Origin of the sequence: Limnomicrobium aquaticum, assembly GCF_040545545.1 — a bacterium.
GTDB classification, from domain to species: domain Bacteria; phylum Pseudomonadota; class Alphaproteobacteria; order Rhizobiales; family Rhizobiaceae; genus Ensifer_A; species Ensifer_A aquaticum.
The window spans coordinates 1,388,446-1,403,360 of record NZ_JBEPMB010000001.1 but is presented as its reverse complement, the minus strand read 5'-3'; the positions used below and the strand labels follow the sequence as shown (position 1 = coordinate 1,403,360).

The window sequence follows — 14,915 nt, the reverse complement described above, 5'->3', positions numbered from 1 at the left end:
GGCATTTCGCGCCAGCGCCTGCGGAATCCTCAGAGAGTACGGGGTGCGTCATATTGTCGATTGCCGCATTCCTGGCCCCTGCAACCGTGCAGTTGTCATGTTGCATCCCCATATGAGCTTAAAGACACCCTGACCAGAAAAGGATGCGGATCATGTCTGAGCTCATCGTTATTGGCTACAATACCCAGGAACAGGCCGAAACCGCGCGCGAGGCGCTGTATAAGCTCGCGAAGGAATATCTCATCGAAGTCGAAGACGCCGTGGTCGCGACGGCGGAACAGGATGGCCAGATCAAGCTGCACCAGATGGTGAACCTCTGGGCCATGGGCGCTTCCGGCGGTGCCTTCTGGGGTCTGCTGGCCGGCCTCGTCTTTCTCAATCCGCTGGTGGGTGTTGCGGCTGGCGCCGGTGCCGGGGCTCTTGCGGGCGCGCTTTCCGACTATGGCATCAACGACGGCTTTATGAAGGACGTCTCTGCCATTCTGCAGCCGGGGCAGGCGGCACTGTTCGTCTCGGCCAAGCGCGCAACATCGGACCGCGTGGTTGAAGAAATGAGCAAACATGGCGGTCGCATTCTGCGCACCAATCTCGATCGCACTCAGGAGCAGGCGCTGCGCGACGCATTCGCCAATGCCCGCCAGGAGGTCTTGTCCAAGGATGCGCCCGTTGCCGCAACGGAAAAGGCCGGCGATCAGCCGGCCTGAGACAGACAGTCGAATGAAGTTTGCGGGCGGGCCACGATGGTCCGCCTTGCCAGCTTTTAGGGCCGCGCCGAAGCGACGAGCCCACCCTGCGGAACCCGGCTGCGGCTGTAGCGCAGCGTCACCACGCTGTAGCCTTCATCTTCCAGCCGCGCCAGCAGCAGCGGCAGCATCGCGACCGTGCGAGCATGAATGTCGTGCATCAGGATGATGCCCTTGCGCTGGTGGTGGATGACCGCCATCGTCCTCTCGAGAACCGCATTCGGGCTGCTCTTGAAATAGTCCTTGGAGTCGATGTTCACGTCCATGACCACGGTGCCGCGGCTGGCGAGCGCCGAGCGGATCTTTCGTGTGTCGGCAAGGTAGGGGAATCGGAAGAAGCCGACCGGTGCGTCCACTGCGTCGCTGACCGCATGCTCGCCCTTGTCGATCTCGGCCATGGCCGTCTCGAAATTGAGCGCGGCAAGATTCCTGTGGCTAAACGTGTGGCTGCCGATGGAGTGACCGCGGCGGATGACGTCGCGGGCGATTTCCGGGTGGCTGCGGGCCATCTGCCCGATCATCATGAAACTTGCCTTCACGCTGAACCGGTCCAGCACGTCGAGGATCTGTTCCGTCTTGCCGGGCATCGGACCGTCGTCGAAGGTCAGGATCAGTTCCTTGTCCTGCAGCCGAATGTCTGAGATCGATCCGACCGAGAGGGTGCGCCCGGCCAGGCCTCCGCCGGAAAAGATGCTTCTCGATCGGGTGGGCGATTCAGGCTTCATCCAGGCCGTTGGCTCCATCTTCACAGGGTCGTTCGCGCCGAGATGCCGTTGTTCCTTTGCCGCCGGGGCATAGGAGGATTTGAGCGTCGGCGCGCCCTCCGTCCCCGGCTTCGTCGTGTTGCAGCCGGCCAGCATGAGGCAGGACAGGGCGGCGGCAAGTAAGGACTTAATCTGCATGAAAGAATCGCTCGGGAGAAATCGGAGAAACTATGCGCAATCTTTCTGCGATGATGGTTAATCATTCGTTGCGGGCAGGTCGGGAATACGGAATATTGCGCGAAATTCGATATGTACGGAGGGGCCATGATCGCGCGCATTTTCATCCTGATGCTGGGGCTGCTGATGGCGCCCGCCTGTTTTGCAGCGAGCTTCGACTGTGCGAAGGCGCAAAGCGAGGATGAGGTTGCCATTTGCGGCAATCCCGAGCTTTCCCATCGGGACATGATTGCCGATGAAATGTATCGGAAGGCCGTAGACCTGGCGGGCGCGAAGGCGGCGAAGCCCGTTGCGCGGGACGGACTTCAGGAACGTGCGACCTGCGGCGGCGACACCGCCTGTATCGCCAGGGCGCAGCAGGGCCTGGTCGACGCTCTCGCCGAACTGATCGACAGCAATAGCGGCGCAACGGAAGCGGGTTCCAAAATAACCTATGGCAGCCGCCTCGGCATGCAGGTGACCGTGACCAGCGTGAGGGGTATCGGAACCAGCCGCGCGGTCATCGAGGTTGAGCACACGCGCGAAGATGCAACAACCTTCTGCCGCGAATATGTCCAGAAGGTCACCCCGAAATGCATCGAGGATGAGCTTGCCGTAGAGATCGGCGGCGAGCTTTCGGCAAACTGCCAGTCCGGTGAATTTGAGACGCTGACGGGTGACGAACTCATCTTCAAGGGCGTCAACAAGACGGAAGACATGGCCGATTACGTCATTGCCGTGAAGGACACCGGCGAGGTCCTCGATGGCTCATCCGCCAGCGGCTATCCGGTCGTTCTCGAACAGTTCCTGGCGCTCTGCCCGAACAGGCGCTGATCACGCCCCGCCGATCTCTTCCAGCTCGGTCGAGAGCGCCAGCCATTCCTCTTCGCTGGCCTCCAGCTTCTTCTGCGCATTCGCCCGCGCGGTCGTCAGGTCTGCCGCTCGCGCCGAGTTCTTCACATAGATGTCCGGGTCCGAAAGCTCGGTGTCGATGCCTTGAATCAATCTCTCAATGCGGTCGATCAAGCTCTGGATTTCATCGATCTTTTTCTTCAGCGCAATGGGGTTCGAGCGCTTTTGCATGGCCGGCTTTTCGGCCTGCGCGGCAGAGGCACTCCCGCTGTCCTTCTTCTGCGAGGCCTTGCCGGCAGACACGACGAGATCGCGATACTCTTCCAGGTCGCCCTCGAAGACCTTCACCGTGCCGTCGCGCACCAGCCACAGCCGGTCCACCGTCGCCTCGATCAGGTGACGGTCATGCGAGATCAGGATGACGGCGCCGGTGTAATCGTTCAGCGCCTCGATGAGCGCGCGGCGGCTGTCGATGTCGAGATGGTTCGTCGGCTCGTCGAGGATGAGCAGGTTCGGCGCATGAAAGGCCGATAGACCCATGAGGAGCCGCGCCTTCTCGCCACCGGAAAGGTCCTTGGCGGACGTATCCATCTTCTCCGTCGGCAGTCCCATCTGCGCGACGCGCGAGCGCACCTTGGCTTCCGGCTCGAGTGGCATCAGCTTGCGCACGTGATCGACCGCGCTCTGTTCCGGAACGAGATCATCGAGTTGGTGCTGGGCAAAGAAACCGATCTTCAGGTTCGGTGCGAGCGTTACCCGCCCGGCCTCGGCCTTCAACCGGCCGGAGATGAACTTGGCGAAGGTGGATTTGCCGTTGCCGTTCGAGCCGAGCAGCGCGATGCGGTCGTCGGTGTCGATGCGCAGGTTCAGGTTCTTCAGGATCGGTTTGCCCGGCTCGTAACCCACCGCACCCTTCTCGATATGCACAATGGGCGAGGCGGCTTCCTTTTCCGGATCGGGAAACCTGAAGCCCGCCACATGCTCATGCACGACGGCGGCGACCGTGCCCATGCGCTCCAGCGCCTTGACGCGGCTCTGCGCCTGCTTGGCCTTGGTCGCCTTTGCCTTGAAACGGTCTATGAAGCTCTGCAGATGCTTGCGCGCCGCCTCGTTCTTGGCCCGCGCCTTCATCTGCAATTCTTCGGCCTCGGCCTTCTGCCGTTCAAACTGGTCGTAGGGGCCGCGATAGAAGGTTAGCTTCTTCTGGTCGAGATGCACGATGGAGTTGACCGCCGAGTTCAGAAGATCGCGGTCGTGGCTGATGATGATGACGGTGTGCGGATAGCGCTTGATATAGTCCTCAAGCCAGAGCGTGCCTTCAAGGTCGAGATAGTTGGTCGGTTCATCGAGCAGCAGCAGGTCGGGTTCAGAGAAAAGCACAGCCGCCAGCGCCACGCGCATGCGCCAGCCGCCCGAAAAGCTCTTGGCCGGCCGCTTCTGTGCCTCGTCGTCAAAGCCGAGACCGGCGAGAATGGAGGCCGCGCGCGCTTCCGCCGAATAGGCGTCAATATCGGCAAGCCGCACCTGGATCTCGGCGATGCGATGGGGGTCGGTCGCCGTCTCCGCCTCTTTCAGAAGCGCCGCGCGCTCCTTGTCCGCCGCCATGACGATTTCGATCAGCGCGTCATCCGTCCCCGGCGCTTCCTGCGCCACCTGTCCGATCCGCGCGCCCTTCGGATAATTGACGGTGCCGGCCTCGGGCGACATGTCGCCCGTGATGATCTTGAACAGCGTCGATTTCCCCGCACCGTTGCGCCCGACAAGCCCCGCCTTGAAACCGGAAGGCAGGGTGAGCGACGCATCGTCAATGAGAAGACGCCCGGCAATGCGGGCCGTGAGACCGGAAATCGTAATCATGATGGCGGGTTTAATGGCCGAGCTTGGCGGGGATGGCAAGGGGGAAGGCCGTTGAAGAGTGGACAAAAGCGGGTAACGTCATGAGTTGGAAGCACGAGTCGGTGCTGGATCGCGAGCGGGGAGATTCATGGACATTTACGCACTCGGCGCCGCCCTCATCGCAGGCTTCGTCTACGGCATCACGCCAGGGCCCGGCGTGCTCGCCGTCTTCGGTATCGGCGCGGATCAGGGCCGGCGCTCGGCGGCGTCGTTTCTCACCGGCCATCTGGTCGGCGATATCCTCTGGCTGACGCTCGCGCTGATCTCCATCGTCGGGGCTACAGTCATCGGATCGACCGTCTTCGATATCCTCGGTCTGATCAGCGGTGCCTATCTCTTCTGGCTCGGCTGGCGCGCTGTCACGGTCAAGCGCCGGTCGGAGGAGGAGATGAGCGCCGCGCGCATCCGCCGACCCCTGTTGCACGGGCTGACTTTCGGACTCACCAATCCGAAATCCTATCCGGTCGCGGTGGCAACGCTGACAGCGCTACTCTCCGCCAAGGCAGGCCTCCTGACCTTCGCGATGCTGCCCGCGCTGGTCGTGGCCATTTCGGTGGGCGGTCTGCTCGCCTATGTCGTGCTGACCGGCATTGTCGGCATCTCGACCATACGCCGGCTCTATCGCCGCCACGAAGTGTGGGTCACGCGGCTGAGCGGCATCATGTTCATCGGCTTCGCCGTTCATGCCGTGATGCATGCCGTGCCGGGGCTGATGGGCGGGCGGAAGGCGTGAGCCGAAGACGCTCCTCTGAATTTGCGGTGAGCATTCCGGGAAGGTACAAGGTCTGGGCGAACCGTCAGCCTTCGAATTTCGTGACCAGCAAATCCTGCGCGCCATGCAACACTCGCAAGACCACGATACGGTCCGGCAGCGAGCGATAGTAGATGCAGCGTTGCCGGTGCGGCAGGCCACGCAAGCCGGGAAGAATATAGTCGCGCGGGGACCCGGTAAAATCGACCTCGGCAATCCACGCTATCTTTCGGGTCATATCTGCCAGAAATGCATTGGCTTCTCGTGGGCTCGATTGCGCAATGAATTCCTTGATCTCCGAGAGATCCCGGAGTGCCAGCGGTGCAAGGATCAGCCGTTTCTTAGCTGTCATGCCGGTGTTGCATCACGGTCCTGAGCAGGTCGTCCGCTCCTGTGAATTCTATACCCTTTCCGTCCGCAATCTCGCCGTCTGCAGCGCCAATCTGTTCGCGGAGCTTTCGCATCTCGGCCTCATAATCCGCCAGCATCCTGATCCCCGCGCGGACCACCTCGGTCTCGGTGGAAAATCGCCCGCTCTTCACCAGATCGGCGATCATGCCATCATAGGTGTCGCCGAGCGAGAAAGTCTTTGCACGCGCCATGTCGATCCTCGTCTCCGTGAACGATATTGGGATATCCAATACTTTTACAATATTCGCCTCGCTATTTCCAGCGCCGCCCTTCCTCCGTGCGGTGATAATAGATGAGGTCAAGAGCAAGAGACGGCTTGCCGAGCGTCGTCAGTATCATGTGTGCCTGACCGCGATGATGGGTCTGATGGTTGAAGATATGCGCCAGTGCCGGACCGAGCTTCTGCGTCACCGATTGCGGTGAGGTCATGGGCGTATAGGTGAAGTCGCCGTTGATGGCGTCCTCACTCAGGGTGCCCACCCAGCGGATGATCCGGTCGTCTTCATCCTTTCGGGCTGCATCCAAGGGTCCGAATTCGGCGAAGAGGTTTTCGTTCAGAAGGGTGGGCACAGACCCTTCGCCGCTGAACCGATGCAGCCAGATGAGGTCTGCGACCAGCAGATGATTGAGCGTCGCCATCAGCGATCCGAAGAATGCGCCGGTCGGCCGGTTGAATTCTTCGCGGGTCAGCTTTGCAGCCTCTGCATAGAGAGCTGCATTTGCCCATCGATTGTAATGCGCGAACATATTGAAATGTTGAAGCATTCCCATTCCTCCCAAGAAACTCGGATCATGATCCGAAGTGGTGCCGCTGTCACCCTTCGCTGCCATGACAATTGATGATTGGACCATCATCGCTTCTTATTGTGAAAACAGAACAATATCCCCCTGGAGTGAAACATGCCCATGATCCTTTACGGCCTTTGTGGCGAAGATCCGTCCGTACATTTCTCGCCTCATGTCTGGAAGGCGATCATGGCGCTTCGCCACAAGGGACTGGACTATGAATTCCATCCCGTTCCGTTCACCGAGATCCCGAAGCTGGAAGGCGGGTTTTCTCCGACTGTGCCGCTCCTGCGCGACGGCGATACGCTGGTGCGCGACAGCTTCGACATCGCGCTGTACCTTGAGAAGTCCTATCCGGAAGCCCCGAGCCTCTTCGGCGGCGAGGGCGGTCAGGCCATGGCGCGTTTCGTCGAGGGTTTCAGCCAGACAGTCATCCATCCGGCCATCACCAGGATCGCCGTGGCCGATATCCACAATCTGCTGGCTCCGACCGATCGGGTCTACTTTCGCAAGACACGCGAGGCCCGGCTGAGCCAGACGCTTGAGGAGCTTGCCTCCAACCGCTTCACCGAGGCAGCCGAGTTTCCCCGCAAGCTGGAACCCATTCGCCACACCCTGAAATTCCAGCCGTGGCTTGGCGGCGACGGTCCGCTCTTTGTCGACTATATCCTCTTCGGTGCCTTCCAGTGGGCGCGTGTGACGGCCTCGGTCGATATTCTGAAAGCCGACGATCCGGTCCGCACCTGGTTCGAGCGCTGCCTTGATCTCCACGGTGGGATCGGCCGGAGCGTGAGAGCGGCCGCCTGACAACCATCCGGAAGGCGTTCCTTGCGTCCCCCCTTGTTTTGAGGCCGGAAGGCGGGTATTGAGCGGCCCAAATTCCCTAAAAAACCCAAGGAATAAAAGATATGGCAATTGAACGTACCTTCTCGATGATCAAGCCGGACGCCACCAAGCGCAATCTGACCGGCGCCATCACCAAGATGCTCGAAGATGCCGGCCTGCGCGTCGTTGCTTCCAAGCGCGTCTGGATGAGCAAGCGTCAGGCTGAAGGCTTTTATGCCGTTCACAAGGAACGTCCCTTTTTCGGCGAACTGGTTGAAGGCATGACCTCCGGCCCGACCGTCGTTCAGGTTCTGGAAGGCGAGAACGCCATCCTGAAGAACCGCGAAGTCATGGGCGCCACCAACCCGGCCAACGCTGCCGAAGGCACGATCCGCAAGGTTCATGCGCTCTCGATCGGCGAAAACTCGGTTCACGGTTCGGATGCTCCGGAAACCGCTGCCGAAGAAATCGCCTACTGGTTCTCGGGCACCGAAATCGTCGGCTGATTGCCGGATTTCGAAGCATGTTTTTTCAAACGCCGCGGCCAGTCCGCGGCGTTTTCGCGTTCATGCCTTCGGGCAGTCCGTATCCGGGCTGAAATCCGCCTCGCCACCCTTCACGAACACTTTCGGGTTCATGTCATAGGCAGGCCCGACGACAATCGAGTTCTTCGGCAGAATCGTTTCGTCGAGCGATGAAATGACGGTTGTCTCCACCGTCTGGATCTGCTTCGCGTCGGGTCCGAACAAGCTGACCGCCACCTTGTAGGGCCGGTCCTTCACCACACAACGCAGCGGCGGGCTTTCCAGCGCCAGCTTTTCCCAGAAGGGGAATATTTTCTGCGTAATCTTCAGGGGCTCGCCGCCTGCCGGATTTTCGAAACTCGCCTCCACATAGCTGCCATCCGGGATCTTGCCCTGGAAATCGAAGGCGAGGTTATAGGTCGCCTTCGAGACCCGGTAGTTGAAGATGAAGAGCTTGCCGGAGAGCTTCAGCGGCTGGGTTTCATCGCCTCGCTGGCAGCCGGCAAGACACAGAGCCGCCAGTAGCGGCACGATCAGACGTGTCTTCATGATGCGTCCTTCTCCTGTCTTTTCCTGTAATAATGCAGGCGCGCCTTCACACGGTTGCCGCACACGGCCATGTCGCACCATGCGCGGCTCTTGTTCTTGCTGCGGTCGAGAAACAGCCATTCGCAATTCGGGCAGATTTTCAGCGCGCCAGCGCGTGTCGGCGAGATGAGCCTGAGCGCCGACTGCGCGGTTTCGAAATCGAGCTCTCCCGGTCCGCCCAGTCTAAGTGCGCGCGCGATCTCTTCCAGCAGGTCTGCAAGCATGAGCGGCGAGGGCGCGTCTTGCGCCTCTGCACGGAAATGCCGATCGATGGCTTCGCGCAATCGGATAAGGCCTTGGGTCCGTCCGACCGGCAGCGGCCTCAGCGCCGCGTCCCGCCGCTCCGCGCAAAGCCTGCTCGCAGCCTCTGGAAACGCATCCAGATTTTCCGGATTTGCGAAGCGGTCGATGGAGCGTGCGGGATCGAAGCGCAGGATCACGCTGTTGGCGACATCGAGTGCCAGCGCGCCGCCCGAAAAGCGGTGAGGGGTCCAGGAAAAGGTCATGGAACGTATTATAACTGGTAAAACGGTTTTTACCAGTTATAATATCGAGAGAAGGGAGACGCCGTGGCCTACATCCTGCAGCAAGCCGTCAATGGCGTTCCGCTGGCCGCGCTCTATGCGGTCCTCGCCTTCGCCTATGCCATCGCCTTTGCCGTGACCCGCCGCGCCGATATCACAATCGGCGCGCTCTTCGCCTTTTCGGGGCAGATCTTCGCATTGTTCTTCTTTATCGCCTGGCAGCGCTATTGGCTGATCCTGGAACTGTGCCTTGCGATCGGCGCGGTCGCCGCCTTTCTTTACACGTGGGGCGCGGCAACGGTCATCGGCCGCCATGTCCTGCAGCCGCTGACACGCTCCGAGCCGCATGCGGTCATTGTCGGCGGGTTCGCCGTGATGATCGTGCTCATGGAAATCGCGCGCCTCGCCTCGGAAACCCGCTCGATCTGGCTGCCACCGCTTCTTCAAAATGCGGTCACGTTTCTCGTCGTTGACGGCCTTGCAGTCACCCTGACGCAGATGCAAGTGCTGAATATTGCACTGATGCTGGGCTCGCTGGCACTGCTGGCCCTCTGGCTTTCACGGGCCGCCTGGGGGCGACGCTGGAAAGCCGTGCGCGACGACCCACTCGCTGCGGAGCTTCTGGGCGTCGACAGCCAGTCCGTCTTTGTTCAGGCCTATGTCGGCGCGGCGCTGATTGCCACTTTCGCGGGGCTCCTGATGACGGCCTATTACGGCACGATGGATTTCGGGGCAGGGCTGATGTTCGGGCTGAAAGTGGTGATGCTCGGGGCGCTGGGCGGCTATGCCTCGCCTCTGAAATCGGCTGCCGGCGGTGCGATCCTGGGCTTTGCCGAAACAATGTGGACCGCGTTTGGCCCGCTGGCGCTGCGCGACATCGTAATGTTTTCAGCTCTGATCTATATTTTGGTCATGACGCGGCGCGAGCAACTTGCGCCGTAGCGCTTCAGACCGTCTCCGGCAGCCGCCAGTCGATTTCCTTCATGCCATGATCGCGCAGAAACGTATTCGCCTTGGAAAACGGCTTGCTGCCGAAGAAGCCGTTATGGGCGGAGAGCGGCGAGGGGTGCGGGGACTTGATGACCAGATGGCGCTTGGCGTCCACGAAGGCCGCCTTCTTCTGGGCATAGGAGCCCCAGAGAATGAAGACGACCGGATGCGGCAACTCGTTGACCTGCCGGATGACGGCATCGGTGAACTTCTCCCAACCCTGTCCCTGATGCGAGGCGGCTTGGCCGCGTTCCACGGTCAACACGCTGTTGAGCAGTAGCACGCCCTGCTTTGCCCAGCTTTCCAGAAAGCCATGGCGGGGCGGCACGGTGCCGAGATCGCTTTCCATTTCCTTGTAGATGTTCACAAGGGAGGGAGGGATTCGAACCCCCGGCAGAACGGAAAAGCAGAGCCCATGCGCCTGCCCGTCGCCATGATAGGGGTCTTGGCCCAGAATGACGACCTTGACCTTGTCGAGCGGCGTGAGATCGAGCGCCCGGAAATATTCCGAACCCTTCGGGAAGATCCATTTCCCCGCCTCTTTCTCGGCCTTCAGGAAATCCTTCAGCTGCGCCATGTAGGAACTGGCGAATTCACCGGCGAGGGCTGCCTTCCAGCTTTCCTCCAGCCGTACACCTTCGCTCATTCCTTCACCCATTTGTCGCGCGCCGAATCGTCCTCGTCCTTGGCGGCGACCCATTCCCCGCGCGAGCCGTCGGCATTGTGCTCCTTCTTCCAGAAGGGCGCGGCGGTTTTCAGGAAATCCATGACATAATTTGCGCCGTCGAACGCGGCCTGCCGGTGCGAGGCGGTGGCGCTGACCAGCACGATCCGCTCGCCCGGCATGATCTTGCCGTAGCGATGGATGACGGACAGCCCGATGAGCGAGAAGCGCCCGACAGCATCCTCGGCAATCCGCTGAAGCTCAGCCTCGGCCATACCGGGATAATGTTCGAGTTCGAGAGCCGACAGCCTGCCGCCCTCATCGCGGCAGAAGCCGGTGAACTGTACGAGAGCGCCAACGCCCGTCCGACCGTCGGTCAGGCGCGAGGCTTCGACAGCGGGATCGAAATCCTCATACTGGACGGCGATATGCAGCGTCAGCGACATCAGGCTCAGCCCCCGGTCATGGGCGGGAAAATGCCGATCTCGCGCACACCCGCGATCTTCTCGGAATGATGCGCATGTTCCTGATTGAGCGCCACCCGGATCGCTTCCGGAAACTTCAGCGCCTCGTCATACTCTTCGCCCAGCGTCTTCAGATAGGCAAGAAGTTCGGCAACAGTCGTAACATCTCCGGGAAGGTCGAGTTCTTCCTCGCCCTTGCCGATCTTTTCCCGCACCCAGGCGAAATAGACGAGTTTCACGCTCATTCGTCATCCACGATATGTTTAGCTCCGGCACGGAAATAATCGTAGCCGGTATAGATGGTGATAAGTGCGGCAGCCCAGAGAAGCACGATGCCGATCAGCGTTGTATGCGGCACATAGAAATCACCGGCAGGCCCCACGATCAGGAAGCCGATCGCGACCATCTGGATCGTCGTCTTCCACTTGGCGATGCGGGTCACCGGAACAGAGACCTTCAGCGCAGCCAGATATTCGCGGAGGCCCGAGACGAGAATCTCGCGGCACAGAATGATGATGGCAGCCCAGAGAGACCAGCCGGCAATCGTCCCGTCGGCGGCCATCAAAAGCAGGACAGAGGAGACGAGCAGCTTGTCGGCGATGGGGTCCAGCATGCGGCCGATATTGGATGTCTGCTTCCAGATGCGCGCCAGATAGCCGTCGAAGAAGTCCGTGATCGACGCTGCCGCAAACAGCCAGAACGCAACCCAGCGCGCGAGGTTGGTCGCATGTAGATGCCCCTCGATAAAGAAGCACAGCACGATCAGCGGTACCGTGACGATCCGGGCATAGGTGAGCAGATTGGGAATGTTATAGGCGCGGGATGCCATTTTTGCGGATTCGCCTGTTCGGTTAATGGGCATAAGAGAAGCCCTGGCGTTACAAAGGTCAACGCCGGGCACGGCTTATCTCGTGAAATATTGGTGAAATCCGCGGGTTCAATGGCAGGCGCGACAAAAATGCAAAAAGCCGCGCCACTATTCGTCGCACCCTCAGCCCGGCCCCTCGTGAAAGTGATTGTAGACGAGCCGCGCAACCGATTCTGAAATGCCTTCCACGGTCATGAGATCGGAAATGCCGGCACGAGAAACGGCCTTGGCAGTGCCGAAATGCTGCAGCAGCGCGCGCTTGCGCTGTGGCCCGATCCCGGCAATCTCGTCCAGTGGGTTCTTCACCATCTCCTTCTTGCGCCGGGCGCGATGCGAGCCGATGGCAAACCGGTGCGCTTCGTCGCGAAGCCGCTGGATGAAATAGAGAACCGGGTCGCGCGGCGGCAATGAAAAGTCCGGCCGACCGAGTGCAAAGAATCGCTCGCGCCCGGCATCGCGGTCGACGCCCTTGGCGACACCGATGGCCGTGACGGCATCGGTGATGCCGAGTTCTTCCAGAATGGCGCGCACGGCCGTCATCTGCCCCTGGCCACCATCGATCAGAATCACATCCGGCCATGCCGGAAAACCGCGATCCTCCGGGTCCGCGCTCGTCGGTTGCGTCCGGTCGGGAATGCCTTCCTCCTTGATCAGCCGCGAGAAGCGCCGCGTCATCACCTCGCGCATCATGCCGAAGTCGTCGCCGGGCGTGATCTCTTCCGACTTGATGTTGAACTTGCGGTACTGGTTCTTCACGAAGCCTTCAGGCCCTGCCACGACCATGCCGCCGACCGCATTCGTCCCCATGATATGCGAGTTGTCGTAAATCTCGATCCGGGTCGGCACGTAAGGCAGCTGGAACGTCTCGGCGAAACCCTTGAGCAGCCGCGCCTGCGACGAGGTCTCGGCGAGCTTGCGCCCGTGCGCCTCGCGGGCATTGGCCAGAACATGGTCGATCAGGTCGCGCTTCTCGCCGCGTTTCGGTGCGAGGATTTCCACCCTGCGACCCGTCTTTTCGCTCAAGGCTTCGGAAAGGAGCTCGACTTCCTCGACATCTTCCGAAAGCAGGATCTGCCGGGGGCAGGGTTTGTCGTCATAGAACTGCGCCAGGAAGGCGTTCAGCACTTCCGCGCTCGTGAGTGCCGCATCGGCGCGCGGGAAATAGGCGCGGTTGCCCCAGTTCTGCCCGGTGCGGAAGAAGAAGAGCTGGATGCAGGTCAGACCGCCCTCGTGATGGATGGCGAAGGCATCCGCATCCTCGACACTGGCAGGATTGATCCCCTGATGGCTCTGCACATGCGAAAGACCGGAAAGACGGTCGCGCAGCACGGCCGCGCGCTCGAAATCAAGGTCTTCCGCCGCCTGCGCCATCGAGTGCGCGATTTGCTCCTTCACTGCCTTGCTCTTGCCGGAGAGAAAGTCGCGCGCTTCCGAGACAAGCTCCGCATAGTCGGCCGTGCTGATCTCGCCCGTGCAGGGGCCGGAACAGCGCTTGATCTGATAAAGCAGACACGGCCGCGTGCGGCCCTCGTAGGCGCTGTCGGTACAGGTGCGCAAAAGAAAGGCGCGCTGCAGCGAATTGATCGTGCTGGACACGGCCACCGCCGAGGCGAAGGGGCCGAAATAGTCGCCCTTGCGGGCGCGGGCGCCGCGATGCTTGTAGATTGCGGGGGCAGCATGGTCGCCCGTCAGCAGGATGTAGGGAAACGACTTGTCGTCCCGCAGCAGCACGTTAAAGCGCGGCCGCAAGCGTTTGATCAGATTCGCTTCCAGCAGAAGCGCCTCGGTCTCCGTCCGGGTGGTGACGAATTCCATGGCGGTCGTGGCGGCGACCATATGGGCGATGCGATTCGAATGAACGCGCCCCTGCGCATAGTTTGTCACGCGCTTCTTCAGCGACCGCGCCTTGCCGACATAAAGGACATCGCCCTTCGCGTCGAACATGCGATAGACGCCGGGGCTGTTCGGCAATTGCTTGACATATTCGGCAATCAGATCGGCACCGGTCAGGCCTGTCGCGGTCGTCAGGTTCTCCGACCACTCGATGGCCGGGCCGGGCGCGGTTTCAACCGCATCCGCCAGATCGTCCTCATCCTCCGCCGGGGTCTCCCCGTAGAGGATGCCGCCTTCTTCCTGCTTGCCGCTCGTCATTCTGCCTTACCGAATCATCATTGCCTGGGAGCCCGGCCATTCTATCGCCGGGTTGACCCATTTGCGGCATTATATAGGGATTACTCCGCCAGTCCTGCCACATCCGGCGTTTCCCACGCCAGATGTTGACCGCCGTCGAGCGCGATCATCTGTCCCGTGACGGAAGGCGCGCCATGGAAATAGGCAATGGTGCGGGCGAATTCTTCGAGGTCCGGTCCCTTGCCGAGAAGAAGGGCGCCGGTCTGTTTTTCGAAATCCGACTGGGTCTGGCGAACATTGGGCAGGGTAGGGCCGGGCCCGATCGCATTGACCCGAATGCGTGGGGCAAGCGCCATGGCCATGGTCTTCGTCGCCATCAGCATGGCGGCCTTGGACAGCATGTAGGAATAATAATTGGGCGTGGGAGCCCAGACGCGCTGATCGATGATATTCACGATCAGGCCTTTTTCGTCCGGGTCAAGCAGACGCGCATATTCGCCGGCGAGTATCGATGGCGCGCGAACATGAACATCGAAATGGCCGTCCCAGGTCTCCCTGTCGAAATCCGTCACCCAGTCCGGCTGGAATACGGACGCGTTATTGACGATGACGCCGACGCCGCCCAGCGCCTTGTGTGCTTCGCGAATGAGGCCAAGTGTTTCTGCCTCATTCCTGAGATCAGCCTGCAGGGCGACCGCTTCCACGCCCGACTCGCGCAAGGAACGCGCGAATTCCTCGGCCTCTTCCATGGACGAATTGGCATGGACGGCGACAGAAAAGCCCAAATTCGCCAGCCCGCCACAAATGGCACGGCCGATGCGCTTGGCTCCGCCTGTCACCAGCGCGGACTTCTTTGGCAATACATGGTCAGGCACGCTTGACAGCTCCATTTGCGGGTTTGCGCAAGTTACAGATCAAAAGAGACCGTGTAAAATCGGGAATGCATATTAAGGATTTATTAAATAATTTGACGCCGCTT

General features: G+C 60.7%; 19 protein-coding genes. 6 read left to right on the top strand and 13 right to left on the bottom strand.

Going from position 1 to position 14,915, the window contains the following annotated elements; genetic code table 11:
- Positions 1-152 precede the first annotated feature (152 nt).
- Entirely contained in the window at positions 153-704 is a 552-nt protein-coding gene (locus ABID16_RS07015) for a DUF1269 domain-containing protein (protein WP_354555578.1), read from the top strand.
- 56 nt (positions 705-760) lie between these two features.
- On the opposite strand, the gene ABID16_RS07010 is transcribed toward ABID16_RS07015, so the two are convergent.
- Positions 761-1,645: a polysaccharide deacetylase family protein gene (locus tag ABID16_RS07010; protein ID WP_354555577.1), complete on the bottom strand. Its 885-nt coding sequence runs from the start codon at positions 1,643-1,645 to the stop codon at positions 761-763.
- 126 nt (positions 1,646-1,771) lie between these two features.
- Between ABID16_RS07010 and ABID16_RS07005 the strand changes: the two genes are divergently transcribed.
- Complete coding sequence (locus tag ABID16_RS07005; protein WP_354555576.1) at positions 1,772-2,497, top strand: lysozyme inhibitor LprI family protein; 726 nt, start codon at positions 1,772-1,774, stop codon at positions 2,495-2,497.
- Here the strand turns inward: ABID16_RS07005 and ABID16_RS07000 are convergent, their stop codons facing one another.
- Positions 2,498-4,372, bottom strand: a complete 1,875-nt coding sequence (locus ABID16_RS07000; protein ID WP_354555575.1) for an ABC-F family ATP-binding cassette domain-containing protein — start codon at positions 4,370-4,372, stop codon at positions 2,498-2,500.
- Positions 4,373-4,499: 127 nt separating this feature from the next.
- On the opposite strand from ABID16_RS07000, the gene ABID16_RS06995 reads away from it, so the two are divergent.
- The gene (locus ABID16_RS06995; protein ID WP_354555574.1) at positions 4,500-5,144 is read left to right on the top strand and encodes a LysE family translocator; all 645 of its coding nucleotides are present in this window, start codon (positions 4,500-4,502) and stop codon (positions 5,142-5,144) included.
- 64 nt (positions 5,145-5,208) lie between these two features.
- Here ABID16_RS06995 and ABID16_RS06990 read toward each other — a convergent pair whose 3' ends face one another.
- From ABID16_RS06990 to ABID16_RS06980, 3 genes are all read right to left on the bottom strand, one after another.
- Entirely contained in the window at positions 5,209-5,514 is a 306-nt protein-coding gene (locus ABID16_RS06990) for a type II toxin-antitoxin system RelE/ParE family toxin (protein WP_354555573.1), read from the bottom strand.
- Positions 5,504-5,764 carry a type II toxin-antitoxin system ParD family antitoxin gene (locus tag ABID16_RS06985; RefSeq protein WP_354555572.1) on the bottom strand — a complete coding sequence of 87 codons (261 nt, stop codon included), beginning with the start codon at positions 5,762-5,764 and terminating at the stop codon, positions 5,504-5,506. Before ABID16_RS06985 ends, ABID16_RS06990 begins: the two co-directional genes overlap by 11 nt.
- Before the next feature lie 61 nt (positions 5,765-5,825).
- Positions 5,826-6,338 (bottom strand): DinB family protein, encoded by a 513-nt coding sequence (locus tag ABID16_RS06980; protein ID WP_354555571.1) that lies wholly within the window; start codon positions 6,336-6,338, stop codon positions 5,826-5,828.
- A 135-nt stretch (positions 6,339-6,473) separates the two neighbouring features.
- Here ABID16_RS06980 and ABID16_RS06975 point away from each other — a divergent pair, with 135 nt between their 5' ends.
- Together ABID16_RS06975 and ndk are read left to right on the top strand one after the other, a co-directional pair.
- Complete coding sequence (locus tag ABID16_RS06975; RefSeq protein WP_354555570.1) at positions 6,474-7,166, top strand: glutathione S-transferase family protein; 693 nt, start codon at positions 6,474-6,476, stop codon at positions 7,164-7,166.
- 101 nt (positions 7,167-7,267) lie between these two features.
- On the top strand, positions 7,268-7,690 hold the full coding sequence (gene ndk, locus ABID16_RS06970; protein ID WP_354555569.1) for a nucleoside-diphosphate kinase: 423 nt from the start codon (positions 7,268-7,270) through the stop codon (positions 7,688-7,690).
- Between the two features lie 60 nt (positions 7,691-7,750).
- Here the strand turns inward: ndk and ABID16_RS06965 are convergent, their stop codons facing one another.
- A complete protein-coding gene (locus ABID16_RS06965; RefSeq protein ID WP_354555568.1) occupies positions 7,751-8,257 on the bottom strand; it encodes a hypothetical protein in 507 nt (168 codons plus the stop codon).
- Entirely contained in the window at positions 8,254-8,802 is a 549-nt protein-coding gene (locus tag ABID16_RS06960) for a CGNR zinc finger domain-containing protein (protein WP_354555567.1), read from the bottom strand. Before ABID16_RS06960 ends, ABID16_RS06965 begins: the two co-directional genes overlap by 4 nt.
- A gap of 63 nt (positions 8,803-8,865) precedes the next feature.
- Between ABID16_RS06960 and ABID16_RS06955 the strand changes: the two genes are divergently transcribed.
- Complete coding sequence (locus ABID16_RS06955) at positions 8,866-9,762, top strand: branched-chain amino acid ABC transporter permease (protein WP_354555566.1); 897 nt, start codon at positions 8,866-8,868, stop codon at positions 9,760-9,762.
- Positions 9,763-9,766: 4 nt separating this feature from the next.
- Here ABID16_RS06955 and ung read toward each other — a convergent pair whose 3' ends face one another.
- From ung to ABID16_RS06925, 6 genes are all read right to left on the bottom strand, one after another.
- Positions 9,767-10,456 (bottom strand): uracil-DNA glycosylase, encoded by a 690-nt coding sequence (ung, locus tag ABID16_RS06950; protein ID WP_354555565.1) that lies wholly within the window; start codon positions 10,454-10,456, stop codon positions 9,767-9,769.
- The gene (locus ABID16_RS06945) at positions 10,453-10,920 is read right to left on the bottom strand and encodes a molybdenum cofactor biosynthesis protein MoaE (protein WP_354555564.1); all 468 of its coding nucleotides are present in this window, start codon (positions 10,918-10,920) and stop codon (positions 10,453-10,455) included. Before ABID16_RS06945 ends, ung begins: the two co-directional genes overlap by 4 nt.
- A gap of 5 nt (positions 10,921-10,925) precedes the next feature.
- Positions 10,926-11,183, bottom strand: a complete 258-nt coding sequence (moaD, locus tag ABID16_RS06940; RefSeq protein WP_354555563.1) for a molybdopterin converting factor subunit 1 — start codon at positions 11,181-11,183, stop codon at positions 10,926-10,928.
- Positions 11,180-11,767: a CDP-diacylglycerol--glycerol-3-phosphate 3-phosphatidyltransferase gene (gene pgsA / locus ABID16_RS06935; RefSeq protein WP_354555562.1), complete on the bottom strand. Its 588-nt coding sequence runs from the start codon at positions 11,765-11,767 to the stop codon at positions 11,180-11,182. The genes moaD and pgsA overlap by 4 nt, the downstream gene beginning before the upstream one ends.
- Positions 11,768-11,929: 162 nt before the next feature.
- Complete coding sequence (gene uvrC / locus ABID16_RS06930) at positions 11,930-13,957, bottom strand: excinuclease ABC subunit UvrC (RefSeq protein WP_354555561.1); 2,028 nt, start codon at positions 13,955-13,957, stop codon at positions 11,930-11,932.
- An 80-nt stretch (positions 13,958-14,037) separates the two neighbouring features.
- A complete protein-coding gene (locus ABID16_RS06925; protein ID WP_354555560.1) occupies positions 14,038-14,811 on the bottom strand; it encodes an SDR family oxidoreductase in 774 nt (257 codons plus the stop codon).
- Between the last annotated feature and the right edge of the window lie 104 nt (positions 14,812-14,915).

What these genes read in the sequence shown, in the direction of transcription:
- ABID16_RS06965 (WP_354555568.1), bottom strand. Translation starts at nt 8,257, where the DNA reads ATGAAGACACGTCTGATCGTGCCGCTACTGGCGGCTCTGTGTCTTGCC.
- uvrC (WP_354555561.1), bottom strand. Translation starts at nt 13,957, where the DNA reads ATGACGAGCGGCAAGCAGGAAGAAGGCGGCATCCTCTACGGGGAGACC.
- ndk (WP_354555569.1), top strand. Translation starts at nt 7,268, where the DNA reads ATGGCAATTGAACGTACCTTCTCGATGATCAAGCCGGACGCCACCAAG.
- ABID16_RS07005 (WP_354555576.1), top strand. Translation starts at nt 1,772, where the DNA reads ATGATCGCGCGCATTTTCATCCTGATGCTGGGGCTGCTGATGGCGCCC.
- ABID16_RS06980 (WP_354555571.1), bottom strand. Translation starts at nt 6,338, where the DNA reads ATGCTTCAACATTTCAATATGTTCGCGCATTACAATCGATGGGCAAAT.
- ABID16_RS06945 (WP_354555564.1), bottom strand. Translation starts at nt 10,920, where the DNA reads ATGTCGCTGACGCTGCATATCGCCGTCCAGTATGAGGATTTCGATCCC.
- moaD (WP_354555563.1), bottom strand. Translation starts at nt 11,183, where the DNA reads ATGAGCGTGAAACTCGTCTATTTCGCCTGGGTGCGGGAAAAGATCGGC.
- ABID16_RS06960 (WP_354555567.1), bottom strand. Translation starts at nt 8,802, where the DNA reads ATGACCTTTTCCTGGACCCCTCACCGCTTTTCGGGCGGCGCGCTGGCA.
- pgsA (WP_354555562.1), bottom strand. Translation starts at nt 11,767, where the DNA reads ATGGCATCCCGCGCCTATAACATTCCCAATCTGCTCACCTATGCCCGG.
- ABID16_RS07010 (WP_354555577.1), bottom strand. Translation starts at nt 1,645, where the DNA reads ATGCAGATTAAGTCCTTACTTGCCGCCGCCCTGTCCTGCCTCATGCTG.
- ABID16_RS07015 (WP_354555578.1), top strand. Translation starts at nt 153, where the DNA reads ATGTCTGAGCTCATCGTTATTGGCTACAATACCCAGGAACAGGCCGAA.
- ung (WP_354555565.1), bottom strand. Translation starts at nt 10,456, where the DNA reads ATGAGCGAAGGTGTACGGCTGGAGGAAAGCTGGAAGGCAGCCCTCGCC.
- ABID16_RS07000 (WP_354555575.1), bottom strand. Translation starts at nt 4,372, where the DNA reads ATGATTACGATTTCCGGTCTCACGGCCCGCATTGCCGGGCGTCTTCTC.
- ABID16_RS06990 (WP_354555573.1), bottom strand. Translation starts at nt 5,514, where the DNA reads ATGACAGCTAAGAAACGGCTGATCCTTGCACCGCTGGCACTCCGGGAT.
- ABID16_RS06995 (WP_354555574.1), top strand. Translation starts at nt 4,500, where the DNA reads ATGGACATTTACGCACTCGGCGCCGCCCTCATCGCAGGCTTCGTCTAC.
- ABID16_RS06985 (WP_354555572.1), bottom strand. Translation starts at nt 5,764, where the DNA reads ATGGCGCGTGCAAAGACTTTCTCGCTCGGCGACACCTATGATGGCATG.
- ABID16_RS06975 (WP_354555570.1), top strand. Translation starts at nt 6,474, where the DNA reads ATGCCCATGATCCTTTACGGCCTTTGTGGCGAAGATCCGTCCGTACAT.